At 65.6% G+C, this 23,360-nt stretch carries 22 protein-coding genes and 1 tRNA gene; 20 read left to right on the top strand and 3 right to left on the bottom strand.

The window, feature by feature from the left end; genetic code table 11:
- Window positions 1–302 precede the first annotated feature (302 nt).
- From HCZ97_RS03580 to HCZ97_RS03620, 9 genes are all read left to right on the top strand, one after another.
- A complete protein-coding gene (locus HCZ97_RS03580; protein ID WP_368484313.1) occupies window positions 303–1,766 on the top strand; it encodes an aminotransferase class V-fold PLP-dependent enzyme in 1,464 nt (487 codons plus the stop codon).
- 71 nt (window positions 1,767–1,837) lie between these two features.
- The gene (locus tag HCZ97_RS03585; protein WP_167687301.1) at window positions 1,838–2,755 is read left to right on the top strand and encodes a LysR substrate-binding domain-containing protein; all 918 of its coding nucleotides are present in this window, start codon (window positions 1,838–1,840) and stop codon (window positions 2,753–2,755) included.
- Window positions 2,756–2,843: 88 nt separating this feature from the next.
- Window positions 2,844–3,839 carry a TRAP transporter substrate-binding protein gene (locus tag HCZ97_RS03590; RefSeq protein WP_167687302.1) on the top strand — a complete coding sequence of 332 codons (996 nt, stop codon included), beginning with the start codon at window positions 2,844–2,846 and terminating at the stop codon, window positions 3,837–3,839.
- A 124-nt stretch (window positions 3,840–3,963) separates the two neighbouring features.
- Window positions 3,964–4,446, top strand: coding sequence for a TRAP transporter small permease (locus tag HCZ97_RS03595; RefSeq protein WP_167687303.1), 483 nt, complete (start codon window positions 3,964–3,966; stop codon window positions 4,444–4,446).
- Window positions 4,443–5,741: a TRAP transporter large permease gene (locus HCZ97_RS03600; protein WP_167687304.1), complete on the top strand. Its 1,299-nt coding sequence runs from the start codon at window positions 4,443–4,445 to the stop codon at window positions 5,739–5,741. Before HCZ97_RS03595 ends, HCZ97_RS03600 begins: the two co-directional genes overlap by 4 nt.
- 5 nt (window positions 5,742–5,746) lie before the next feature.
- The gene (locus HCZ97_RS03605) at window positions 5,747–6,682 is read left to right on the top strand and encodes a dihydrodipicolinate synthase family protein (RefSeq protein ID WP_167687305.1); all 936 of its coding nucleotides are present in this window, start codon (window positions 5,747–5,749) and stop codon (window positions 6,680–6,682) included.
- A 17-nt stretch (window positions 6,683–6,699) separates the two neighbouring features.
- On the top strand, window positions 6,700–8,973 hold the full coding sequence (locus HCZ97_RS03610; RefSeq protein ID WP_167687306.1) for a molybdopterin-dependent oxidoreductase: 2,274 nt from the start codon (window positions 6,700–6,702) through the stop codon (window positions 8,971–8,973).
- 11 nt (window positions 8,974–8,984) lie between these two features.
- Window positions 8,985–9,764: an SDR family oxidoreductase gene (locus tag HCZ97_RS03615; RefSeq protein ID WP_167687307.1), complete on the top strand. Its 780-nt coding sequence runs from the start codon at window positions 8,985–8,987 to the stop codon at window positions 9,762–9,764.
- 9 nt (window positions 9,765–9,773) lie between these two features.
- Entirely contained in the window at window positions 9,774–11,000 is a 1,227-nt protein-coding gene (locus HCZ97_RS03620) for a D-amino acid dehydrogenase (protein WP_167687308.1), read from the top strand.
- A gap of 14 nt (window positions 11,001–11,014) precedes the next feature.
- Here the strand turns inward: HCZ97_RS03620 and HCZ97_RS03625 are convergent, their stop codons facing one another.
- Together HCZ97_RS03625 and HCZ97_RS03630 are read right to left on the bottom strand one after the other, a co-directional pair.
- On the bottom strand, window positions 11,015–11,491 hold the full coding sequence (locus HCZ97_RS03625; RefSeq protein WP_167687309.1) for an Lrp/AsnC family transcriptional regulator: 477 nt from the start codon (window positions 11,489–11,491) through the stop codon (window positions 11,015–11,017).
- Window positions 11,492–11,789: 298 nt separating this feature from the next.
- Window positions 11,790–11,879 (bottom strand) — tRNA-Ser (locus tag HCZ97_RS03630).
- Window positions 11,880–12,070: 191 nt separating this feature from the next.
- Between HCZ97_RS03630 and HCZ97_RS03635 the strand changes: the two genes are divergently transcribed.
- The 9 genes from HCZ97_RS03635 to aroQ all read left to right on the top strand — a co-directional run bounded on the left by HCZ97_RS03635 (window position 12,071) and on the right by aroQ (window position 21,000).
- Window positions 12,071–13,273: a D-alanyl-D-alanine carboxypeptidase family protein gene (locus HCZ97_RS03635; protein WP_167687310.1), complete on the top strand. Its 1,203-nt coding sequence runs from the start codon at window positions 12,071–12,073 to the stop codon at window positions 13,271–13,273.
- Window positions 13,274–13,284: 11 nt separating this feature from the next.
- Window positions 13,285–13,914 carry a dTMP kinase gene (tmk, locus tag HCZ97_RS03640; RefSeq protein ID WP_167687311.1) on the top strand — a complete coding sequence of 210 codons (630 nt, stop codon included), beginning with the start codon at window positions 13,285–13,287 and terminating at the stop codon, window positions 13,912–13,914.
- Window positions 13,911–15,059, top strand: coding sequence for a DNA polymerase III subunit delta' (locus HCZ97_RS03645; RefSeq protein WP_167687312.1), 1,149 nt, complete (start codon window positions 13,911–13,913; stop codon window positions 15,057–15,059). The genes tmk and HCZ97_RS03645 overlap by 4 nt, the downstream gene beginning before the upstream one ends.
- Before the next feature lie 48 nt (window positions 15,060–15,107).
- Entirely contained in the window at window positions 15,108–15,920 is an 813-nt protein-coding gene (locus HCZ97_RS03650; RefSeq protein WP_167687313.1) for a TatD family hydrolase, read from the top strand.
- On the top strand, window positions 15,920–16,717 hold the full coding sequence (locus tag HCZ97_RS03655) for an MBL fold metallo-hydrolase (protein ID WP_167687314.1): 798 nt from the start codon (window positions 15,920–15,922) through the stop codon (window positions 16,715–16,717). The genes HCZ97_RS03650 and HCZ97_RS03655 overlap by 1 nt, the downstream gene beginning before the upstream one ends.
- A gap of 18 nt (window positions 16,718–16,735) precedes the next feature.
- The gene (locus HCZ97_RS03660) at window positions 16,736–17,668 is read left to right on the top strand and encodes an AEC family transporter (protein WP_167687315.1); all 933 of its coding nucleotides are present in this window, start codon (window positions 16,736–16,738) and stop codon (window positions 17,666–17,668) included.
- A gap of 87 nt (window positions 17,669–17,755) precedes the next feature.
- Complete coding sequence (locus HCZ97_RS03665; protein ID WP_167687316.1) at window positions 17,756–18,529, top strand: hypothetical protein; 774 nt, start codon at window positions 17,756–17,758, stop codon at window positions 18,527–18,529.
- Window positions 18,529–20,502, top strand: a complete 1,974-nt coding sequence (locus tag HCZ97_RS03670) for a sulfotransferase (RefSeq protein ID WP_167687317.1) — start codon at window positions 18,529–18,531, stop codon at window positions 20,500–20,502. The genes HCZ97_RS03665 and HCZ97_RS03670 overlap by 1 nt, the downstream gene beginning before the upstream one ends.
- A 57-nt stretch (window positions 20,503–20,559) precedes the next feature.
- On the top strand, window positions 20,560–21,000 hold the full coding sequence (aroQ, locus tag HCZ97_RS03675; protein WP_167687318.1) for a type II 3-dehydroquinate dehydratase: 441 nt from the start codon (window positions 20,560–20,562) through the stop codon (window positions 20,998–21,000).
- On the opposite strand, the gene HCZ97_RS03680 is transcribed toward aroQ, so the two are convergent.
- Window positions 20,997–21,869 (bottom strand): MurR/RpiR family transcriptional regulator, encoded by an 873-nt coding sequence (locus HCZ97_RS03680; RefSeq protein WP_368484314.1) that lies wholly within the window; start codon window positions 21,867–21,869, stop codon window positions 20,997–20,999. The genes aroQ and HCZ97_RS03680 overlap by 4 nt on opposite strands.
- A 117-nt stretch (window positions 21,870–21,986) precedes the next feature.
- Here HCZ97_RS03680 and HCZ97_RS03685 point away from each other — a divergent pair, with 117 nt between their 5' ends.
- Window positions 21,987–22,769, top strand: coding sequence for an N-formylglutamate amidohydrolase (locus HCZ97_RS03685; protein ID WP_167687319.1), 783 nt, complete (start codon window positions 21,987–21,989; stop codon window positions 22,767–22,769).
- A complete protein-coding gene (locus HCZ97_RS03690; protein WP_167687320.1) occupies window positions 22,766–23,359 on the top strand; it encodes a TRAP transporter small permease subunit in 594 nt (197 codons plus the stop codon). Before HCZ97_RS03685 ends, HCZ97_RS03690 begins: the two co-directional genes overlap by 4 nt.
- Window position 23,360: the final 1 nt, after the last annotated feature.

The following is a 23,360-nucleotide window of genomic DNA, read 5'->3' on the forward strand; positions in this document are numbered from 1 at the left end:
CTGGGCCGCAGTTTCGAGGTCTCGCGCAGCCTTCTTCTGGAAGGGTGTATCGATGTGGAGACAGCCGCCGCCTCCCAAGCGCAGGTGCAGATCTGAGCGTCCCATACCCGCCTTTCCCCAGCGGCAAGGGGTGAAACCACGGGCAAAATGCCTCTGCACTCGCTCAAATCCAATTCAGTTCCGCACTCATTCTATCAAATGACCCCAAATTTTATGATTTCACGCAAAGAAAGGGCAAGTTTTCGCAGGCCGGATAGGGCATTCCTTCGGCAGACCCACTCCCCCAACAAGAGGCCCTTCAAGTGTCCCCCACCCTGTCCGCCGCCAATGATCGCCCCACCGCCCTTCAACGCTTTGCCGCCGCGCTGGATGGGCCGGGCGTGCTGGAGCGGATCCGCGCCTCTGTCATCGGGGACGGCATGGAATTCGAAACCCCCATCGGGACGCAACGGCTGGTCTACGCGGATTACGTCGCTTCGGGGCGGGCCCTGCGCGAGGTCGAGCATTTCGTGACCGACGAAGTGCTGCCGATCTATTCCAACAGCCATACCGAGGCCTCCTACTGCGGGCAGGCCATCACCCGTATGCGGGCCGAGGCGCGCAGCATCGTGGCGCGGGAAACCGGCTGTGGCGCGGATTGCCATGTGCTTTTCGCAGGCAGCGGGGCCACGGGCGGGCTGAACCGCATCGTCGGCCTGCTGGATGTGGCGGCGAAGGTCGCGGCAGGCCAGCGCGTTGAAATCCTGATCGGCCCCTATGAGCATCACTCCAACATCCTGCCCTGGCGGGAAAGCGGCGCCCGGGTGAGCGAAATCGCCGAAGCCCCGGAGGGCGGCGTGGACATGGCGGACCTGGCGCGCAAGCTTGAGGAAGCCGCGGGCGCGGATCTGCTGGTGGGCAGTTTCTCTGCCGCCTCCAACGTGACCGGGCAGCTTACCGACGTGGATGCCGTGACCCGGGCGCTGAAGGCTGCCGGGGCCCTGGCGATCTGGGATTACGCCTGTGGCGCGCCCTACCTGGAAATGGACATGAACGTGCCCGGCGCGCCCAAGGACGCGATCGTTTTTTCCGCCCACAAGTTCCCCGGCGGGCCCGGTGCCTCTGGCGTGGCGGTGGTGCGGGACAGCATCGTGAACCGCGGAGTGCCCACTGCCCCCGGCGGCGGCACGGTTTCCTTCGTCTCTCCCTGGACGCATGTCTATTCGGGGCGTGTCGAAGCGCGCGAAGAGGCCGGCACTCCGAACGTGATCGGTGACATCCGCGCTGCGCTTGCCATGCTGGTCAAGCGGGCCGTTGGCGTACATCAGATCCACGCGATCGAAATGGACCTGCGGGAAAGGGCGCTGGAGGCCTGGGCCGACCTGCCGATGATGCGCATCCTTGGCAATGCGCGCGCCGCGGCGCTGCCGATCTTCTCCTTCCAGCTTTTCGATGGCCACACCCAGATCCATCCCCAGCTTGTCACGCGGATGCTGTCGGACCACTTCGGCGTGCAGGCCCGGGGCGGCTGCGCCTGTGCAGGCCCTTATGCCCACCGCCTGCTGGGAATCGGAGAGGCCGAGTCCGCGGCCCTTCTGGACCGCCTGCAAGCCGGAGAGGAAATGGCCAAGCCCGGCTGGACGCGCCTGAACCTGTCCTGGTGCCATGACGCGCGGCAGGTGGTCACGATCCTTTCCGCCGTGCGGACACTGGCTGAAATGGCCCCCGAGCTGGCACAGGCCTATCGCGCGGATCCGGCCACGGCACGGTTCGCCTACGCGGCCTGAACGGGCACTGCGCTTGCAAATTCCGGCCCGGGGGTAAAGATGCCCTGCGGGCCGGAGCTTTGGAGGTGCGCATGAACCAGAAACAACTGACCGCCTTTCGCATGGTGATGCGCCACGGCTCCATCACCGAGGCGGCCAATGCGCTCAGCGTCTCTCAGCCCGCTGTCAGCCGGTTGATGGCGGACCTTGAGGCGCATATCGGCTTTCCCCTGCTGCTGCGCACCGGGGGCCGGGTGCAGCCCACCCGAGAGGCCTATGCCTTTTTCCAGGAAGTCGAGCGGATGTTCTACGGGCTGGACCGCCTGGGACAGGTCGCCGAGGAAATCCGGACCCTGAACCGGGCCGTTTTTCGCGTGGCCTCCATGCCCATGGTCTCTTTCGAGATCCTGCCCCAGATGATCAAGCGCATGATCGACAGCCATCCCGGCATCGACGTCAGCCATGACGTGCATACCTCTGCCCGGATCCTCGACCTGCTGGCCTCACGGCAGATCGACCTTGGCATTGCCCAGACCGACCCGTTGCGCAAGGACGTGGAGGTGCTGGCGGCCTATCGCACCGATTGCGTCTGCGTGATGGCGCCGGATCATCCGCTGGCCCGGCGCGAGGTGCTCAGCCCGGCGGATCTGGATGGCGAACCGCTGGTCATGCTGAACTTCCGCACGCTGACCTACAGCTACCTCACGCGCTGCTTTGCAGAGGCCGGGGTCACCCCGCGCATCGTCACGGAGACTCAGCCCAGCTATTCCGCCTGCAGCCTGGCTGCCCTTGGAGTAGGCATTTCGATCGTCGACCCTATCACGCCGGACCTGTATGGCGACCGCCTTGCGGTGGTTCCCTTCAGCCCGGCGATCCCTTTCGACTACCAGGTCATCAAGCCCGCCGGGCAACCGATGTCACTGGCTGCAAAGAGTTTTTTCACCGAGTTCGAGGCAACCATCGCCGCCCGCCCGAATTTCGGCAGGCCCGTCCATAACATTTCCACATGACATCAACCTTATTTTATATTTGTATTTATAGCCCACCCGCGGAAGCTGGATCCAACCCGACGATCATAACAAGACAGGGAAAAGACCTATGAAAACGACTCGACGCACCTTGCTGGCCATGGGCACCGCGCTCGCCACTCTGTCCTTCGCCGGGACGGCAATGGCCGCGGACTACACCCTGCGTATCCACACCCTGGTGAAATCGCCCCACCCCTACAACGACATGGCCGCAACCATGAAGGAAGAGATCGAGGCGGAATCCGACGGCCGCGTCGAGGTCAAGATCTTCGACAGCGGCCAGCTGGGCCAGGACCCCGCCGTGATCGGCGAGATGGCCTTCGGCACCGTGGACATCATGATTTCCACCACCTCCAACGCCGTGCAGCAGGTGCCCGAGTACGGGATCTTCACCATGCCCTACCTCTTCGCCGGCATGGATGAGGCGCTGGAAATCGTCGGCCCCGGCACCCCGGTGGCCGAGCACTTCCAGCAGGTCTACGAAGAGCGTGGCGCGGGGATGCACCTTCTGGCGCTTGGCGCGTCGGGCGCGCGCAACATGTCGGCTGCCGATGTGTCGATCGAATCCCCGGCCGATCTTGAAGGCCTGAAGATGCGCACCCCGCCCTCCCCGATGGACAGCAAGACCTGGTCCGCCTTCGGCATGCTGCCCGTGACGGTCGCTTGGGGCGAGCTTTACGCCGCCATGCAGACCGGCGTCGCCCAGGCGATGGAAAGCTCGCTGCCCGGCTACGCGGGCTCCAAGCTGTACGAGGTCGCCCCGAACCTGGCGCTGACCCAGCATACGCTTCAGCTGAACCACACCTCGATCTCCGAGGTGACCTGGAACAAGCTGCCGGACGATCTGAAGACCATCGTCCAGGATGCCGCCACCCATGCCAACGCCTTTGGTGTCGAACAGGCGAAGGGCTATGATTCCGCGCTGGTCGAGACGCTGCAAACCGAGCATGGCGTGACCGTGACCCACCCCGACAAGACCGCCTTCATGGAGGTCGTCGCCCCGATGCAGGTCGAACTGGCAGAAGAGCTGGACCTGACCGAAGAATACGAGCTGCTGACGCAGTGATCCCCATGGCAGCGGGCCTTCGGGCCCGCGCCGAAGATGCTCCCCCGAATGTCCCCATGGGACATTCATGACCTGGCTGCCTCTTTCCTTTCGGGAGAGGGGCGGCCCTTTTGAAAGACACTCCATGCTGAACCGTCTGTGTGACGGGATCGCAGCGGTCATCCGACTGGTAGCCTGGCTTGCCTTCGCAGGCATGATCGCCACAGTGGGCCTGCAGGTCATCGCGCGCAACCTGCTGAACGCGCCCATGATCTGGACCGGCGATCTCGCCCTTCTTCTCTTCACCTGGCTCATCTTCGTGGGCGCCGCCCTGGGTCTGCGGACCGGGTCGCATTACATCGTCGACATGCTGCCGACCCACCGCCCCGCGGTCGGCCTGGCGGTCGAGGTGATCTCGCTCATCGCCGGGTTCTGCGTGGCCTGGCTGCTGGGCGTACATGGCTGGACCCTGGCCAACATGCGGGCCTCTGGCGAGGTGCAATCCCTTGGGATTTCGCGGTTTTGGATGTACCTGCCCCTGCCGGTTTCCGGCTGGCTGATGGCCATTTTCCTGATCGAGCAGACAGTCACGCTTCTGCGTCACCCCTTCGGAGGCGCCAAGGCATGAACCCTCTCGTCCTTCTTCTTGTCGTCTTCTTCGTAATGATCGCGCTGCGCGTGAACATCGGCTTCGCCCTTGTGCTCTCCTCTGCCGTGGTGATCCTGCAGCAGGACCTGCCGCTGATCTCCGTGGTGAACCAGATGTTCGCCGGGGTGGACAGTTTCACCCTGCTGGCGGTGCCCTTCTTCATGCTGCTGGGGCGGATCCTGAACGCGGGGTCCATCACATCGCGTCTGCTGGAGGTCGCGGATGCCACCGTGGGCCACGTGCGCGGCGGCCTGGGTCACGTGAACGTCTTCGTCTCCATGGTCTTTGCCAGCCTCTCGGGCTCTGCCGCGGCCGATACCGCCTCGGTGGGGTCCATCCTGATCCCGGCGATGAAGCAGGCAGGCTACCCTGCCCCCTTCGCCGCCGCCCTGACGGCCGCCTCTTCGACGCTGGGCGTGATCATCCCGCCCTCGATCATCCTGATCGTCTACGGCGCCTTCGGCAATGTCTCCATCGGGGCGTTGTTCGTGGGCGGCGTGGTGCCCGGTCTGCTCGTGGCCTTCTTCATGATGGCCTATACCTACGTGCTGGCGGTGCGCTACGGCTACCCGGCGAACCCCTTCCCCGGCTTCCCCAAGATGGGCCGCGTGCTGTTCCGTGGCGCCGCCCCGCTGATGATCCCGGTCGTCGTCCTGGGCGGGATCGTGGGCGGCATCTTCACCCCGACCGAGGGCGCGATTGCCGCGGTTCTCTGGGCGCTGTTCCTGTCGATCGGTATCTACCGCGACGTGCCCCTGAAAGCCCTGCCGAAGATCCTCTCCGATGCGGTGGTGGATTTCGCCATCCCGATGTTCACCGTTGCTGGCGCGGGCATCTTCGGCTGGCTCATCGCCTACCTGGGCGCCGCCCAGATGGTGGTGGACTTCATCCTGGGCGTCACCCAGACGCCCTTCCTGATCATGCTGATGCTGATCGGCTTCCTGCTGCTGGTCGGCATGGTGCTGAACCCGATCTCTGCCACGCTCATCTTCCTGCCGATCATCCAGGCCCTGGGCGACACCGCTGGCGTGAACCCGGTTCACATGGGCATCATCAGCACCATCACCCTGTCCGTCGGGCTGATCACCCCGCCCTACGGCATCTGCCTGCTGATCGCGTCCCAGATCGCGGGGGCCTCTCTTGGCCGCTGCATGCTGGCTGCCGCGCCGATCTGCCTGCTTACCGTCTTCGTGGCGATCCTGTCGCTCTGGATCCCCGATATCGTCCTGGGCCTGCCCAAGCTGCTGGTCCCCGAACTCTTCCCAGGAGGTTAATTCCCATGACCCATATCAAGCCCACTGGCTCTTTCGTTGCCCTGATCACCCCGATGAACGAAGACGGCTCCGTCGACTTCGAGGGCTTCCGCACCCTGCTGAACTGGCACCACGAGAACGGCACCAACGCCGTGCTGATCATGGGCTCCACCGGCGAGGTTTCCATGCTGTCGCTCGAGGAGCGCAAGGCGATCATCGCGGAGACCGCGAAGATGAAGCCGGGCAACATGCAGATGTATTACGGCGTGACCGGCAACAACACGGCCACCACGATCGAGTACACCCGCTTCGCCAAGGAGGCCGGCGCCGACGGCGTGATCATGGCCGCGCCCGCCTATATCTGCGCCGACAACGACGCGATCACCGATTACGCCATGGAGGTGCTGGACAGCACCGATATCGCCATGGGCTTCTACAACAACCCGCCGCGGGTGAAGACCGACCTGCACTGGGACAACATCCTGAAGCTGGCCAAGCACGACAACATGGTCGTGCTGAAGGAAAGCACCACGCGCGTCGGCCAGGTGGCCCAGGTCTGCGCGGCCAAGCCCGACATGTCGATCATGTGCTGCTGCTCTCCCAACCTTGGCCTGGTGGTCCCCACCATGGCGCTTGGCGGCCACGGCACGGCGAACATGACCGGCAACATCATCCCGCAGGAGATGGCCGTCATCTCCAAGCCCTGGGAAACCGGTGAGGATGCCTTCAACCACCGCCAGGCCTGGCTGGACAACCTGGACATGCTGCATTTCGCCTATTCGACCATCAACCCGGTCTCCATGAAGACGCTGATGCGCGCCGTGGGTCTGCCCGCGGGGCCGCTGCGTTCGCCGCTGCAACCGGCAAAACCGGAGATCCTGGCCAAGGGCCTGAAGGCCTTTGAAAAGCTGGGTCTGGCCGAGAAGTACGGCCTGTCCGCGCCGAAGATCGCGGCCGAGTGACGGAGATGGCCGGGGATATGATCCAGACCGACACGCCTGCGGACGATGCCGCAGCGACCGGGCCGGGTGACCTTGGCCCTGTCTCGCTTGCCCACTGGGGCGCATTCCGCGCCCAGGTGAAGGAGGGGCGGCTGATCGGCGCCGCCCCTCTCAACGGCGCTGACCCGGACATGGTCGGCGCATGGCCCGAACTGGTGCATTCGCCGCTGCGTATCGACCGCCCCCATATCCGCCGGGGATGGCTGGAAAACGGGCCGGGACGCAGCGATGCGCGGGGCCGGGACGACATGATCCCGGTGGACTGGGAGACCGCCCTGGACCTTGCCGCGGGTGAGCTGGAGCGCATGTACCGCGATCACGGCCCGACCGCGATCATGGGGGGCAGCTATGGCTGGTCCTCTGCCGGGCGTCTGCATCACGCGCGCAGCCAGGTCCGCCGCTTCCTGGCCGCCGCGGGGGGCTTTACCGATCAGCAGTGGAATTACTCCTGGGGCGCGGCAGCGGCCATCCTGCCCCATGTGGTCGGCTCCATCGAGTCCGTCTCTCATGCCTCGACCAGCTGGGAAAGCATCGCCGAACATACCGACAGGGTCGTGGCCTTCGGCGGGCTGAACCCGAAGAACTGGCGCGTCAGCTCCGGCGGGTCGGTCGGGCAAACCACGCCGGACCTGGTCGCCAAGGCACAGGCGCGCGGCTGCCGCTTTATCGTGATCTCGCCGCTTGCGCAGGACGTGCCCCCGGGGCTTGAGGCGGATCTCATCCAGCCACGCCCCGGATCCGACACCGCCATCATGCTGGCCCTCGCCCATGAGGCCTGGATCAGCGGCCGCGCCGACATCGCCTTCCTTGAGGCCTATACCACCGGGCACGAGGCCCTAGTGGCCTATCTGACCGGCCAGACGGATGGCACGGCCAAGACGCTGGCCTGGGCGGCGGAACAGGCCGATGTGCCCCAGGCACAGCTTCAGGCGCTTTGGGAGCAGATCCGCGAAGGCCGCGTCATGCTCTCTGCCGCCTGGTCCCTGCAACGGGCCGACCACGGGGAACAACCCTTCTGGGCGCTGATCGCCCTGGCGGCCATGCTGGGCCAGATCGGCCTGCCGGGGGGTGGCTTCACCTTTGGCTACGGCTCCATGGGCGGGGTCGGCGTGAACGCGCGACGCGGCTACGTCCCCTCCCTTCCCGGCCTGGCGAACAAGGGCATGTCCGTCCCTGTCGCCGCCTGGGCGGATGCCATCCTGCACCCCGGCGAGACGCTGGAGTTCAACGGCCAGCAGATCACCCTGCCCGATATCCGCATGATCTACTGGGCGGGGGGCAACCCCTTCCACCACGCCCAGGACCTTTCCAAGGTCCAGGAGGCCTGGTCCCGGGCCGAAACCATCATCGTGCATGAGCCCTGGTGGACGCCCACCGCCCGGCGTGCCGACATCGTCTTTCCCGCCACCACGACGGCAGAGCGCAACGACATCGGCGGCACCTCCCGCGACCACTTCGTGGCCTTCATGCGCGCGCTTGTTCCGCCGCAGGGCGAGGCGCGCAATGATCGTGACATCTTCGCCGCGTTGGCAGACCGCCTGGGCTGCCGCTACACCTTTGACGAGGGCCTGTCGGAAGACGGCTGGCTGCGCCGCATGTGGGCCGGTTCTGAGGCCCGGGGCGCCAAGGAGGGGATCGAGGTTCCCGATTTCGAGAGCTTCCGGGACATGGGGCTGTGGCCCGTGCCCGCGCCGGAGGCGCCCGAAGTGCTGATGGAAGGCTTCCGGGCCGATCCAAAGGGCAATCGCCTTGCCACCCCCTCCGGCCGGATCGAGCTTTTCAGCCAGGCCGTCGCGGATTTCGGCTATGAAGAGACCCCGGGGCATCCCCATTTCGCGCATCCCGTCGAATGGCTGGGCTCTGCCGAGGAAGGTCAGTTCCACCTAGTGACCAACCAGCCCGAGAAGCAGCTTCACAGCCAGCTCTGGCATACCCCTGCGGGCATGAGCGGCGCGCCCGCGCCGCTGCGCATCAACCCCGCTGATATGGGCGACATGCAGGCCGGGGACACCGTGCGCCTCTGGAATGATCGAGGCAGCTGCCTTGCCACCCTGCGCCCGGACACCGGCGTGCGGCCCGGCGTGCTGGTCATGCCCACCGGCGCCTGGTTCGATCCGGACCCGCAGACCGGCATCGAGCGCAACGGCAACCCGAACGTGCTGACCTCTGACCGGCGGACCTCCCGCCTGGGGCAGGCCAGCGCGGCTCTCTCGGCCCTGGTGCGCATCGCGCCCGAGCCGGCAAAAGACTGAAGGAGAAGACTATGGATCTGGGGATCCGGGGGCGCCGTGCGCTTCTGACCGGTGGCAGCCGCGGCATGGGCCGTGCCTGCGCCATGGCCGTCGCCGCCGAGGGCGCAGAGGTCACCATCGCCGCGCGCGACGCCGCGCAGCTTGAAAAGACCGCACAGGAAATCCGGGCAGAGACCGGCGCGACCGTGCATTGGGTCAGCGCCGACGTGACGACGGAAGACGGCCGGGCCAAGATCCTGGAGGCCTGCCCCGCGCCCGACATCCTGCTGAACAACGCCGGCGGCATGCTGCCCGGCGATTTCCGCGACTGGAGCCGCGAAGACTGGATCGCCGCGGTGGACCTGATGATGCTGCCCCCCATCCTGATGATGCGGGAAGTGGTCGATGGCATGATGGATCGCGGCTGGGGCCGGATCGTCAACATCGTCTCGCGCTCCGTGAAGATCCCGCAGCTTGAGCTGGGCCTGTCCAATGGCGCGCGTTCTGGCCTGGTGGGCTTTACCGCCGGGCTGGCGCGTCAGACCATCGCCAGGGGCGTCACGATCAACAACCTGCTGCCCGGCCCCTTCGACACCAATGCCCAGCGGGAGCACATCGAAGGCATGGTGGAGCCCGGCGGCCCAACAGCCGATGAGCTGCATGCGCAGCGCGCGGCGGGCAACCCGGCCGGCCGGATGGGCCGTCCCGAGGAGTTGGGCGCCTATTTCGCCTTCCTGTGTTCGCAGAACGCGGGCTTCGTCACCGGGCAGAACCTGCTGGTGGACGGCGGCAGCTATCCCGGCACCTACTGAGGCAGGCCCATGAAGATCATCGTCATTGGCGCCGGCGTGGTGGGGGTCACCTCTGCCTGGTATCTCACCCGCGACGGCCACGAGGTCACCGTGCTGGAAGCGCGCGAAGGCGCGGGGCTTGAGACCTCCTTCGGCAATGCCGGGGGGGTGTGCCCCGGTTTCGCCGGTCCCTGGGCCGCGCCGGGGATGCCCTTCAAGGCGGCGAAATGGATGTTCCAGCCCTCTGCCCCGCTGAAGGTCCGCCCGCGCGTTTCGATGCACCAATGGCGCTGGCTGGCGCAGTTCGTCGCCAATTGCACGCCAGAGCGCTTTGCCGCCAACAAGGCCCGGATGCAGAAGGTCGCGCATTACTCCAAAGCCTGCCTGGTCGCCCTGCGACAGGAAACCGGAATCGAGTACGACCACGGCGAAGGCGGCGTGCTCCAGGTGTTCCAGACCCCTGATGAGCTGGAGGGCGGCAAGCGGTCCTCTGCGGTTCTGACCGAGCTCAGGATCCCGCACCGCATTTTAACGGCCGCCGAGGTGCTGGAGGTCGAGCCCGGGCTGGCGCGCAGTGACGTGCCCCTGTCCGGCGGCCTGCAGCTGACAACCGATGAGACCGGCGACTGCCACCTGTTCTGCAAGGCGCTGGCGCGCCTGGCCACGGCGGAAGGGGCGCAGTTCCGTTATGACACGCGGGTCACGGGCCTGCGTCTGGCGGGCGAAAAGATCACCGCCGTGAAGGTCGGCCCGGAAGAGATCGAAGCGGACGCGGTGGTGATTGCCACGGGCCCGCAGATCGACCTGCTGAAGCCCCTTGGTCTCAACGTGCCGGTCTACCCGGTGAAGGGCTATTCCCTGACCGCCGAGATCACGGATGAGACCGCCGCGCCGCGCTCTTCCGTCATGGACGAGCATTCCAAGGTGATGATCACCCGCCTTGGGACCCGCCTGCGCGCAGCCGGCATCGCAGAGCTTGCCGGCTTCGACGACCGGATGCCGGCGCCGGTGCTGGACGGCCTGAAAGCCCGGGTGGCAGAGCTGTTCCCCGGCGCCGCCGATTACGAAGCCGCCGCGCTGTGGCACGGGTTCCGCCCGATGACGCCCGATGGCCCCTCACGGGTGGAAAAGACACGCTACGGCAACCTGTTCCTCAACCTCGGACATGGCTCCAACGGCTGGACCCAGGCCTGCGGGACCGGCCAGATGATGGCGGATCTGGTGGCGGATCGTCCCTTCGACCCCGCCGTGCGCTGACGGCAGAAAGGCCCCTACCCCCGGGTCGGTGTCAGCGGGATCGGGCGCTGTTCCTCGATCGCCTCCATCGCGAAGAAGGAGGTGACCGTCTCAAGCTCTATCTGGGAGATGAGGCGGCGATAGCAGGCGTCGTAGCTTGCCATGTCCCGCGTCACGATCTTGAGCATGTAGTCGTATTCGCCGCCGATGCGGAAGACATCCACCACGTCCTCGATCTGGGCGACATGCCTGCGGAAGGTCTCAAGCCAGTCCGCAGAATGGTGGCGTGTGCGGATCATCACGAAGACGACCAGCCCGGCGCCCACGGCTTCGCGGTTCAGCACCAGGGTGCGATTGCGGATCGCGCCGGCTTCTTCCAGCGCCTTGAGGCGGCGCCAGCAGGCGTTCTGGGACAGCCCCACCTTTTCGCTCAGCGCGCGCTGAGACAGGGAGGCATCGCGCTGCAGCTCATGCAGGATGCGGCAATCGATTTGATCCAGTTTTATCGCCATCTGCCTATCACATGAATGAATTTAGCTTCTAAGTATCGAAGATTCGGGCCGTGATGAAGCGAAAACCCGGATATTTCAACGTCAGCCTGGAAAGATCTGGCTAACGCAGCATGTGTCACGGCCCGAAAATGGAGCACCGACATGAGCGGTATTTTCAGGCAGGCCGACCGCGGATGATGGCTGGGCCGGCTGCACAGGGCGGAGAGATGTTCTTGGTGATCCCCCTTGTCGACATTCCCGTGCAATGCCCTAGCGAGCAAGGGGATTAGCGACACGGCAAGTGCTGCGATCGGGATGATGGCGGAGGAGGTGGGATTCGAACCCACGGTACGCTTTCACGTACGTCGGTTTTCAAGACCGGTGCAATCGACCACTCTGCCACTCCTCCGACGCGGAAGGCTCTAGCGGGCGGCGCTTGATTCTGAAAGACGCAACTTGCGCTGCTACATGGCAGAGCTGACCTGGATTTGATCGGAAAGCGCTGGCCTTCCCCATGGCGTTCCGGTTACCAAAGTCAGCAAAGACAGGCATGATGGTACAGCCGCACGCCCCAAGAACGCCAAGCAGGAGCCCCTCATGATGCCCCGCAAACCTCTTCCTGCCCTCAAGGCCCTGCTTGTCACGGCCTGCCTGGCCGCAAGCACCCTGCCCGCAGCGGCCTTCGACACCAGCGCCCGTGCTGCCTATGTCGCGGACCTGAGCACCGGGACAGTGCTGCTGGCCAAGGATGCGGATACGCCGCTGCCGCCGGCCTCCATGTCGAAACTGATGACGCTCTACGTCGCCTTCGAGGCCATCCGCGATGGGCGGCTGAGCTTGGATGAAAGACTGCCCGTCAGCCAGCACGCGATGGATTACGGCGGCTCGACCATGTTCCTGGACACGACCGATCACGTGAAGGTCCGCGACCTTCTGCAAGGCATCATCGTGCTCTCGGGCAATGACGCCTGCGCCGTCATCGCAGAGGCGCTGTCCCCCGATGGCACGGAGGCCGGTTTTGCCCGCTACATGACCCAGCGGGCGCAACAGCTTGGCATGACGAGTTCCAGCTTCGCCAATTCGAACGGCTGGCCCGACCCCTACCAGCGCATGTCCGTGCGGGATCTTGCGCTGATCGCCACCCGCATCATCGAGGACTTCCCGGAGTTCTACCCGCTGTTCTCGGAGACGGAGTACAAGTTCGACGGCCGCGCGCCGCAGAACATCCACAACCGCAATCCGCTGCTGGGCCTCGGGATCGGGGCGGACGGCCTGAAAACCGGCCATACCCAGGAAGCGGGCTACGGCCTTGTGGGCAGCGCCAAGCAGGGCGATCGTCGCGTTGTCTTCGTGCTGTCGGGGCTGGACAGCGTCCAGGCCCGGGCAGAGGAAAGCCGCTCCGTCGTTAACTGGGCCTTTCGCAACTTTCGCGAAACCACGCTCGTCCCCGCCGGCGAAGTGATCACCACTGCCCCGGTGTTCCAGGGCGCGGCCTCCGAAGTGGGGCTGACGGTGACCGAGGACCTGATCACACTGGTGCCGGTGCTGCAGGCTTCTGAAGGGGTGACCTCCGAGGCGGTCTTCGACGGGCCGATCCAGGCCCCCATCGACGCCGGGCAAGAGCTGGGCAGGCTGATCCTGCGCCCCGAGGGGCTGCCGGAACGCAGCGTGCCGCTGGTTGCGGCAACGGCCGTTCCCCAGGGTGGTTTCCTGACCAAGGTCCAATCCGCCGCCACCTACCTGATGCGCCGCATCAATCGTGGCCCGGCCGATGAAGGTGCCGCCACCGAGGCGGCCTCCTGAAGAGCAGAACCATGGTCGCTGGGCTTTTCATCTCATTCGAAGGGATCGACGGATCCGGCAAGTCGACCCAGGCCCGCCGCCTGGCCGAAGCCCTGCGCGCGGCCGGCCGGGACGTGGTCCTGACCAGGGAACCCGGCGGCTCGCCCGGCGCAGAGGAGATCCGCGCGCTGGTGCTGAACGGCGACCCGGATCGCTGGTCAGCCGAAACGGAGATCCTGCTGTTCACCGCCGCCCGGCGGGACCACCTGGAACGCACGATCGCGCCGGCGCTGGAGCGCGGGGCCGTGGTGATCTGCGACCGTTTTGCCGACAGCACGCGGATGTACCAGGGCCTGTCGCGCGGCGACCTGAGGGAGACCGTCGACAAGCTTCATGCGCTGATGATCGGGCGGGAGCCGGACATCACCATGCTGATCGACATGGACCCGGCCGAGGGTCTGTCCCGCGCGCTTGGCAGACAGGGCGCGGACACCCGCTTTGAAGGCTTCGGCCAGGACCTACAGGACCGAATGCGCGCGGGCTTCCTGGAGCTGGCCGCGACTGAACCACGGTTCCGCGTGGTTGCCGGCGCCGGCTCTGAAGACGAGGTTTTCGCGCGGCTCACCAAGGCCCTGCCAGAACTTGCCGAGGCCCTGGCATGAGCGAAGAGGATCTGCCGGAACCCGACCGCGTCGAAGGCGCCCCCCACCCCCGCGATACCCTGCGGCTGATCGGTCAGTCGCAGGCGGAAACGGAATTCCTGGATGCCTTCAACACCGGGCGCCTTCACCATGGCTGGATGATCACGGGGCCGCGCGGCTCCGGCAAGGCGACCCTGGCCTGGTCCATCGCGCGCTTCCTGCTGGCAACCCCGGATCCCGCCGCTGAGGCAGATGGCCTGTTCGGCGGCGCCGGGCTGGCCCCGGAGCTGGCAGAGACACTGGCGGTTTCCGCCGACCACCCGGTCGCGCGCCGCATGGTGGCGGGCTCTGAACAGGGGCTTTTCGTCCTGCGGCGCGGGCACAACGAGAAGACCGGGCGCATCAAGGACCAGATCACGGTGGACGAGGCCCGGCGCCTGAAGAACTTCTTCTCGCTGTCGCAGGCCGATGGTGGACGCCGGGTGGTGATCGTGGATGCCGCCGATGAGCTGAACGTCTCTGCCGCGAATGCGCTGCTGAAACTGCTGGAAGAGCCGCCCGCACGGACCACCCTGCTGCTGGTCACGCACCAACCCTCTGCCCTGTTGCCCACGATCCGCTCGCGCTGCCGGATGCTGCGGCTGCACCCCTTGTCACCTGCGGACATGACAGAGGCCATGGACCAGGCCGGCATGACCGTTGAGCAACCAGAGCGCCTGGCCGCTCTTGCCGAAGGCTCTGTCGGGGCGGCCGTGCGGCTGACGAACCTGGACGGGCTGGCCCTTTACGCGCAATGGATCGCCATGCTGCGCGACATGCCACGGTTCGACCGGGCCCGTGCCCAGGCCCTGGCCGAAGCCGCCGCCGCACGCGGCGCGGAGGAACGGCGCGCCCTGATGGTCGTCCTGCTGGACCAGGCGCTGTCCCGCCTTGCCATCGCGGGGGCGACCGGCCAGATGCCCAGCCCCGAAGCCGCCCCCGGTGAGGCAGAGGCCTTTGCCCGGCTTGCCCCAACTCCCGCCGCAGCGCGGATCTGGGCGGCAGAAGCCCAGGAGATCGGCGCGCGTCTGCGTCACGGTCTGGCGGTCAACCTTGACCCTGCCGCACTCATCCTAGATACGGTTTTCAAGCTTTCCAAAGCCGCCGCAGAGGCTCAGGCCCGCTGACTTCCTTCCGGCATTTCGCGGAAGGCGGGACGACCAGACAGGAAAATGATGACCGATATTGCCCAGATCACCGACAGCCATTGCCATCTCGACTTTCCGGATTTCGAAGGCGAACTGGACCAGGTGATTGCCCGCGCAGCAGAGGCCGGCGTCACCCGGATGGTGACGATCTGCACGAAGCTGGTCAACGAACCCTCTGTCCGCGTCATCGCAGAGGCCCATGACCCGGTCTTCTATGCTGCGGCGACCCACCCGATGTCCGTCGGCAAGGAGCCGATGGCGCGTTTCGACCAGCTGGTCGAGATCGCGAAACACCCCAAGATGGTGGGGATCGGAGAGACCGGCCTTGATTACCACTACACGGCCGAAAGCGCCGAAGAGCAGCAGGAAAGCCTGCGTATCCATTGCGCCGCCGCACATGCTACCGGCCTGCCGCTGATCATCCATTCCCGCGACGCCGATGACGACATGGCCCGCATCCTGAGCGAGGAACATGCGAACGGCGCCTTTGACTGCGTGATGCACTGCTTCTCTTCGACAGAGGCGCTGGCGAAGGCCGCGCTGGACCTGGGTTTCTATCTGTCGATGTCCGGCATCGCCACCTTCCCCAAAAGCCAGGAGCTGCGCGACATCTTCGCCGCGGCCCCGCTGGATCGGATTCTTGTGGAAACGGACAGCCCCTACCTGGCTCCGCCACCCCATCGCGGCAAGCGCAACGAACCCGCCTTCAGCGCCCTGACTGCAAAGGTCGGCGCAGAGATCTTCGGGCTGGACTACCCTGCCTTCGCAGCACGCACCCAGGCCAATTTCGAGCGCCTCTTCGCCAAGGCCGCGGCCTGGCAGAAAGAGGGCGTTGCCTGATGGCCCAACTGCGTTTCACGATCCTTGGCTGCGGCTCTTCCGGCGGCGTGCCCCGGCTTGGCGGCCATTGGGGCGATTGCGACCCCGCCAACCCCCGGAACATCCGCCGCCGCTGCTCCATGCTGGTGGAACAGGAAGGCGCCGAGGGCACGACTCGTGTGCTCATCGACACCTCACCCGACATGCGTGCGCAGCTTCTGGATGCCGGGATCGGTGAGCTGGACGGGGTGGCCTTTACCCATGCCCATGCCGATCACGTGCATGGCATAGACGACCTGCGCCAGATCGTCTTCAACACCCACAAGCGGCTGCCCGTCTGGGCCGATGGCGACACGCAGGAAAGCCTGTATTCCCGCTTCGGCTATGCCTTCGTGCAGCCAGAGGGCTCTCCCTATCCCCCGATCCTAGAGATGCATACGATCGAGGGGGCGTTCACCATCAAGGGCGCCGGCGGCCCGATCACGCTGCTGCCCTTCCGGGTCAACCATGGCTCCATCGACGCGCTCGGCTTCCGGATCCGCGACCTGGCCTATCTGCCCGATGTCGCCAAGATGAGCGACGAGGCCTGGGAAGCCTGTGCAGGTCTTGATTGCTGGGTGCTTGATGCCCTGCGCCGCAAGCCGCATCCCACCCACAGCCACCTTGAGCAATCGCTGGACTGGATCGCCCGCGCCGCGCCGGAGCGCGCCGTCCTTACCAACATGCACATCGACCTAGATTACCAGGCGATGGCCGATGAAACGCCAGAACATATCATTCCTGCCTATGACGGACTTCAGATCACATATGAGATCTGACCGCCCGATCAGTGCCGCATGAGCGCCTTGCTGACCATCGTCCTGCCGGTCTTCATGGTGATCGGCGCGGGCTACCTGGCGACGCGGGTGCAGATCGTGAACCAATCGGTGATCGACGGGCTGATGCGCTTCACCCAGGGCGTCGCCTTCCCCATTCTGCTCTTCCGCGCCATCACCCAGTTCGACGTCGGCGCCGCCTTCCACCTGCCGCTTCTGCTCAGTTTCTATGCCGCGGCGATCACCTGTTTCTTCATCGGCCTCTTCGGCGCACGTGCGCTTGGGCGGGATGCCCAGGACAGCGTGGTGATCGGCTTCTGCTGCCTGTTCTCCAACTCCATGATGCTGGGGGTGCCGATCACGGAACGGGCCTTCGGAACCGGTGCGCTGGATGCGAACTTCGCCATCATCGCGATCCATGCGCCGCTGGGCTACACGATCGGCATCGTCGCGATGGAGATCGTGCGCGCCGGCGGCAGCGGGCTGGACGCCTGGAGCCTTGCGCGCCGCATCGTCACCCAGATTTCCCGCAATCCGCTGGTCATCGGCCTGGCCTGCGGCTTCGCGGTCAACTTAAGCGGCCTGCCGGTGCCGGTGTCGCTGGGCGATGCCATGGACATGGTTGCCCGCGCGGCCCTGCCCTGCGCCCTCTTCGCCGTGGGCGGTGTGCTTGTCCAATACAAGCTCGAGGGCGACTGGCGCCTGATCGGCATGATCTGCGTGGTGACCCTGGCCATCCACCCTGGCCTGACCTGGATCTTCGGCACGATGGGCAACCTGAGCGTCGGCGACTTCCGGTCCGCCGTCCTGACGGCCGCCTGCGCCCCCGGGGTGAATACCTATGTCTTCGCCAATCTCTATAACCGCGGAAAACGCTCTGCCGCCTCGGCGCTGTTGATCTCGACCGCTGTCTGCCTGTTCACAATGTGGTTCTGGCTGACCCTGCTGCCCTGACCGAAGTTCTTGCGCCAGGCCTCTGAAACCCTTACCCATTCCCGGGTGGTAGTGAGGGAGCAACGCCAGGGAGCGCAGAACCGGCCCATGGACATCACGATCTCTTACCAGCGCGGCGAAACCGATCCGGGCAATGGCCCGGTGCGGATCGGCTGGCTGCTTTCCGAAGCCTCTTCCCCGATCGTCTACGACCCGCCCCGACGGGTCAATTCCCGCGACGCCCGGCGCAGCCATGCCAAGTCCGCATCGCGCTGCCCGGCGATCCTGAACCTTGAAAGCCGCTACTTCGAGGTCCCCTGCCCCTTCGATCTGAATATCGGCTTCACCCGGGACGACAAGGGCCGCCCGGTCCTGCGCAACCTGGCCGGTGACAGCAGCACGGTGCGCGCAGGAAAGCTGAGCCAGCTGCTCTCGCTCGTCAGCGAAAAGGAATGGCGCTACCCGGACCGCCCGGTGCTGCAGCTCAAGCTGCCCTATCTCTTTCTCTGCGATGAACCGGTCTACCTGACCCAGCTTGATGCCTACCTGCATTATCGCCCCGTGCCGCTGCCCGGCACGATCTTCGGCGGCCGCTTCCCGATCCATATCTGGCCGCGTCCGCTGATGTGGGCCTTTGAATGGCATGACACCAGCAAACCGATCATCCTGAAGCGCGGTGAGCCGCTGTTCTATTGCCAGTTCGAGGCCGATGGCCCGGACCGGTCCGCCCAGCTGATCGAAGCCGAGATGACGCCGGAGCTTGAGGCCTACCTTGATCACATCACCGGGGCGGTCAATTACGTGAACCAGACCTTCGCTCTTTTCGAAGCGGCAGAACGGGTGCGCCCGCAGCAGCTTCTGACCCCTCGAAAGGAGAGGTAATGGCGGCCCCCCTGACCGGGGACAGGAACGGCGCCCCCACGCCGGAGGCACGCCGGGCCAAGGATATCGCGGCTGCCAGCAGGGCCTTCGACAATGGCCAGATCAGCCAGAGCCACGCCCTGATCGCCCCCTGGCTCAATCAGCCCGGGGCAACTGCCGACGAACAGAAGACGTTGGGGTTCCTGCAGCTTGGCTGCGCGCTTTACCGGCAGGGAGACCTGGAGGCCGCGCGCAAGCTCAACAAGGAGCTGCCGCTGGGACTCTGGCCGACCATGCGGTACCGGCTGTCCCTGCGGCTGCGCGACCCGGCCACCGCCAAGCGTCTGCGCCGACACCCCGGGATCAGCGCCCGCACCCTTGCCGATTTCCGAACCAGCGCCGGGCTCCATGCGCTTTGGGCCGGAAGGTACGGCATCGGCTTCAAGCTGTTCACGGCGCGCCACGCGGCGATCAATTTCCCCAGGGTCCTGCCAGACGGCGTGACCTACGCCCCACTGCCTGATGATCCCACTCAGGATCTGGACGTGATCCTGCTGGAGCAGGGGCTGGGAGAGGTGCTGTTTCACCTGGCCCATATCCGGGCCGAGGGCGCCCATGCGCGCAGCCATTTCATCGGGCAGCCCAGATACGGGCACCTTGTGCGGCGCTACCTGCCCGATGCCAGTTTCGCCCCCTTCGACTCGCCCGGACGAAGCGGGCCGGCCCACCTGGCCGGGGATTTCGTGGCGCGCCACTGGCGGCGCACGGGAAAGGTCGCACCGCCCCAGATGCTGGATCAGCCCACGCGGCATGCCTTCGACCAGCCCGTCTTCGGCCTGTGCTGGCGTGGCGGATCTGGGCAGAATCGGCGCGAGGAACGCCATGTTCCGCTGGCTTTCCTTCTGGACATGCTGCCCCTTGGCGCGCGGTTCCTGGCCCTGCAACACGACATGACTACGGAAGAGCGCAAGCTGCTGCTGGCCGATCCGCGCTGCGCCATCCCGCTGGCCGATATCACCCGCAACCCGGTCGCCACGGTCGACATGATCCGCCCGCTGGCCGGCGTGATCTCTGTCGACAGTGCCAATTGGCACATGGCCGGCTTCTGCGGCGTGCCGCTGCTGGCGGTGATGAACCGGACCGCCCATTGGTTCTGGGGCCGCGACGCGGATGCGGCTTCGGTCTTTCCCTCCGCCACGACCATTCAGAAAGAGCACCTGGATGCCGAGGCGATCGCGCCCTGGATCGAGCAGACCGCCCGGGCCTGGGCCGCGCGCCCTGTTGCCCCCCTGCCCGCCCGGCACAGCCAGCCACCCCGGCTTCGGGCAGAGCGCAGGCCGGTGTTCATCTGCGGCCTTCCGCGCTCTGGCACCTCCGTGACGACCCGCATCCTTGCGGCCCATGGCCTCTGGCTGGGTGAGACCATACCGGCCACGTCCGAGAACCCCACCGGCTTCCAGGAAAACCGCCGCCTGCGAGAGACGCTGCTGAAACCCACGCTGACCGCCCTGGGGGCGGATCCGCGCGGAGTCGCCCCCCTGCCCAGGACCGACAGCCTGCCGCCCTTTCCGGATCTTGCCCGCCGGATGCGCGGCATCATCCGCGCGGAAGGCTATGACGGGAAAAGCCCCTGGGGCTACAAGGACCCCAAGCTTGCCCTGCTCTGGCCGCTCTTTGCCCGCGCCTTTCCTCAGGCCACATGGGTTATCGTGAAACGCGACCGCGAGACGGTCCTGCGCTCCATCGCCCGCGCCAGTTTCATGCGCGTCCATTCCAGCTCTACCGAGTTCTGGATCCCCTTCTGCAACGCCTATGACAGCCGACTGCGCGCGCTGGAACGCAGCGGCGTGACCGTCCTGACCGTGGATGGCGATGCCGTGACGGGGGGCGACCATTCAAGCCTGGCCCCGGTCTGTGCCACGCTTGGGCTGTCCTTCGATCCGGAGCGTGCCGCGAAGGCCGCAGCCCTGCCAAACCCATCCGAGGGCGGATAGCCTTTTGCAAATGATGGGCTTAGGAAGGGCAAATCACATCAACAGCGGAGCTGCGCAATGTCAGGACTGATCCAGATCATCAACGGTCCGAACCTCAACCTTCTGGGTCGCCGCCAGCCGGAGATTTACGGCTACGAGACCCTTGATGATGTCGAGGCGGATTGCGCCGCGCTGGCCGCCGACCTTGACCTGGAATGCGCCTTCTACCAGTCGAACTACGAAGGGGCGCTGATCGACTGCATCCACCAGGCCCGCGAAAAGGCCGATGGGATCATCATCAATCCGGCGGCCTATACGCATACCTCTGTCGCGATCCTGGATGCGCTCAACGCCTTCGAAGGCCCGGTGATCGAGGTCCATATCTCAAACGTGCACAAGCGCGAAAGCTTCCGCCACCATTCCTATGTCTCGCTGCGCGCCGATGGGGTGATCGCCGGCTGCGGCACGGAAGGCTACCAATACGCGCTGCGGCGGATGGCGACGCTGATCAAGGCCTAGGTGAAGTTCCTGAAGACTCGGGTGGTGGTGAACATCGACTCGAGCTCTTCAAGCCGGTCGCGGCTTTCATCCCAACGCCGGGCCTGTACGTCCGCGATCAGCGCCTCGACAACGGCCATGATGGCGATGGTGCTGTCCCAGTTCGACGGTGCCTCCACCTGAAGGCGGAAGACATGCTGCGCCACTTCCGCGATCGGTGAGCCCCACTGGTCGGTGAACAGCACGATGGCCGCGCCGCGCGCATGGGCGAGTTCCGCGAGCTTCTGCAGATCCTTCTCATACCGGCGGATGTCGAAGACGACCAGGACGGCGGCCTCATCCATGTCCAGAAGGTAGTGGGGCCAGACGTTCGGCGTCTGGCTCAGCAGGGTCACGTTGGACCGGATGATCTGCATGTGATTGTGAAAACTGGAGGCATTGGCCCGGGTGATCCGACCGCCCACGAAGTAGGCCGGGCGCGCGCTGTCCGCCAGCAAGCTGGCCACTGCATCGAAGACCGCTGGATCCAGCCGCTCAAGAGAGGCGTTGATATTGGCCACCACGGCCTCTGCGAATCGATGCATGAGATGGCGTTCACCGCTTTCGGCACGGGCGTCGCGCTTGAGCGCGGGAGCCTTGATCCGCTCTGCTACCTCTTCACGCAGGGCGGTCTGCATCTCGGGGAAGCCCTCGTAGCCCAGCTTGCGCGCCATGCGGATCACCGTGGGGGTCGAGACCTCGGCAAGCTCTGCAAGCTTGGTCACGGATTGCATCCCGGCCATCGGGTAGTCCCGCAGGATCATCTCGCCCACGCGCTTTTCAGACGCTGTCAGGCGTGCATTGGCGGCGTGGATCGCTGCCTTGACCTCCTGGCGGGTCTCCTCCGTCACAGGCTGCGCCTCCTTAGTGATCTGATATGTAACAGTCTCTACAAATTATTCAGGGGCTGTAGCCATGTCTACAAAATTGCGTTGACAGCACGGGCTGAGGCGTCTTCTCCTGCGCGCATGCTGCAGACCGCGCCACAAATCCTGTCGAATGAGGAAATGCCCGCCGCCGAGGTCCTTACCCCCCTCGGTACCGGGCCGGTCGTGCTGGCCTGCGAACACGCAAGCCCGGCCATTCCCAAGTCCCTGTCCAACCTCGGTCTGCGCGATGCGGACCGGCTGAGCCATGCGGCCTGGGATCCCGGCGCGCTGGCACTGGCCAAGGCCATGTCGGAGCAGCTTCACGCACCGCTCGTGGCGTCGCGCGTCTCTCGCCTGGTGTATGATTGCAACCGCCCGCCCGAAGCAGACAGCGCCATGCCCCGCCTCAGCGAGGTGGTCGAGGTTCCCGGCAACCGGGACCTGACCCAGGAACAGCGCGACGCCCGCACGCGCGAGGTCTACGAGCCCTTCCGGACCACCCTTGCCACGGTCATGGACCGGCACGGCGGCGCGCTGGTCACCATTCACAGTTTCACACCGCTCTGGCACGGAAAGCCCCGCGCGACGGAAATCGGCCTGCTGCACGACAGCGACAGCCGGCTGGCCGACAGCATGATCGCGAACTGGTCCGGCGCCCTCAAGGCAGAGCTTAACGCGCCCTACTCCGCCAGCGATGGCGTGACCCATACGCTGGCCCTGCATGCCCTGCCGCGGCAAAGGCTGAACGTGATGATCGAGGTCCGCAATGACCTGATCGAAACGGAGGCCCAGGTTGCCGAGGTGGCAGAGCAGCTGTGTTGCGTGCTCAGCCGGGCCATGGGCCAGATGGCCACGCAGCGCCACGCGGAGGGCAGTGCATGAAGGTCATGCGCGGCTACATTCGCTGGATCGACGGTATGAACTGGCTGATCGGGCGTTTCGCGATGTTCGGGCTGTTCATCCTGATGGGCATCCTGCTGTGGTCCTCCATCTCCAAGACGTTTTTCCTGCCCTCCCTCTGGACGCTTGAAACCGCCCAGTTCGTGATGGTCGCCTATTACCTGCTGGGGGGGCCATATTCGATCCAGCTGGGGTCGAACGTGCGGATGGACCTGCTGTATTCCGAGCTTTCGGATCGCAAGAAAGCCTGGATGGATGCCTTTACCGTCTTCTTCCTGATCTTCTACCTTGGCGTGATGATCTACGGCGGGCTGGCCAGCCTGGCCTATTCGCTGGGGAATTTCATGGGCGGTCCCCTGCCCTTCTTCGGCAAGCTGATCCAGGCCTTCCTTACCGGCGGCCCGGATGCGGCCGGCGAAGTCATCGGCTATGTCGAAAGGTCGTCGTCTTCCTGGCGGCCGATCATGTGGCCCATCAAGTTGATTACCTGCATCGGGCTGTTCCTGATGCTGCTCCAGGTCCTGTCGGAATTCTTCAAGGATGTCCTGCGCCTGCGCGGAGAGACGATCTGAC

The sequence above is a fragment of the Pseudooceanicola sp. HF7 genome (genome assembly GCF_011806405.1).
GTDB lineage: Bacteria > Pseudomonadota > Alphaproteobacteria > Rhodobacterales > Rhodobacteraceae > Pseudooceanicola.

What these genes read in the sequence shown, in the direction of transcription:
- HCZ97_RS03685 (WP_167687319.1), top strand. Translation starts at nt 21,987, where the DNA reads ATGCTGCAGACCGCGCCACAAATCCTGTCGAATGAGGAAATGCCCGCC.
- HCZ97_RS03635 (WP_167687310.1), top strand. Translation starts at nt 12,071, where the DNA reads ATGCCCCGCAAACCTCTTCCTGCCCTCAAGGCCCTGCTTGTCACGGCC.
- HCZ97_RS03600 (WP_167687304.1), top strand. Translation starts at nt 4,443, where the DNA reads ATGAACCCTCTCGTCCTTCTTCTTGTCGTCTTCTTCGTAATGATCGCG.
- HCZ97_RS03660 (WP_167687315.1), top strand. Translation starts at nt 16,736, where the DNA reads ATGAGCGCCTTGCTGACCATCGTCCTGCCGGTCTTCATGGTGATCGGC.
- HCZ97_RS03620 (WP_167687308.1), top strand. Translation starts at nt 9,774, where the DNA reads ATGAAGATCATCGTCATTGGCGCCGGCGTGGTGGGGGTCACCTCTGCC.
- HCZ97_RS03610 (WP_167687306.1), top strand. Translation starts at nt 6,700, where the DNA reads ATGATCCAGACCGACACGCCTGCGGACGATGCCGCAGCGACCGGGCCG.
- tmk (WP_167687311.1), top strand. Translation starts at nt 13,285, where the DNA reads ATGGTCGCTGGGCTTTTCATCTCATTCGAAGGGATCGACGGATCCGGC.
- HCZ97_RS03605 (WP_167687305.1), top strand. Translation starts at nt 5,747, where the DNA reads ATGACCCATATCAAGCCCACTGGCTCTTTCGTTGCCCTGATCACCCCG.
- HCZ97_RS03665 (WP_167687316.1), top strand. Translation starts at nt 17,756, where the DNA reads ATGGACATCACGATCTCTTACCAGCGCGGCGAAACCGATCCGGGCAAT.
- aroQ (WP_167687318.1), top strand. Translation starts at nt 20,560, where the DNA reads ATGTCAGGACTGATCCAGATCATCAACGGTCCGAACCTCAACCTTCTG.
- HCZ97_RS03595 (WP_167687303.1), top strand. Translation starts at nt 3,964, where the DNA reads ATGCTGAACCGTCTGTGTGACGGGATCGCAGCGGTCATCCGACTGGTA.
- HCZ97_RS03585 (WP_167687301.1), top strand. Translation starts at nt 1,838, where the DNA reads ATGAACCAGAAACAACTGACCGCCTTTCGCATGGTGATGCGCCACGGC.
- HCZ97_RS03670 (WP_167687317.1), top strand. Translation starts at nt 18,529, where the DNA reads ATGGCGGCCCCCCTGACCGGGGACAGGAACGGCGCCCCCACGCCGGAG.
- HCZ97_RS03625 (WP_167687309.1), bottom strand. Translation starts at nt 11,491, where the DNA reads ATGGCGATAAAACTGGATCAAATCGATTGCCGCATCCTGCATGAGCTG.
- HCZ97_RS03690 (WP_167687320.1), top strand. Translation starts at nt 22,766, where the DNA reads ATGAAGGTCATGCGCGGCTACATTCGCTGGATCGACGGTATGAACTGG.
- HCZ97_RS03590 (WP_167687302.1), top strand. Translation starts at nt 2,844, where the DNA reads ATGAAAACGACTCGACGCACCTTGCTGGCCATGGGCACCGCGCTCGCC.
- HCZ97_RS03645 (WP_167687312.1), top strand. Translation starts at nt 13,911, where the DNA reads ATGAGCGAAGAGGATCTGCCGGAACCCGACCGCGTCGAAGGCGCCCCC.
- HCZ97_RS03615 (WP_167687307.1), top strand. Translation starts at nt 8,985, where the DNA reads ATGGATCTGGGGATCCGGGGGCGCCGTGCGCTTCTGACCGGTGGCAGC.
- HCZ97_RS03655 (WP_167687314.1), top strand. Translation starts at nt 15,920, where the DNA reads ATGGCCCAACTGCGTTTCACGATCCTTGGCTGCGGCTCTTCCGGCGGC.
- HCZ97_RS03650 (WP_167687313.1), top strand. Translation starts at nt 15,108, where the DNA reads ATGACCGATATTGCCCAGATCACCGACAGCCATTGCCATCTCGACTTT.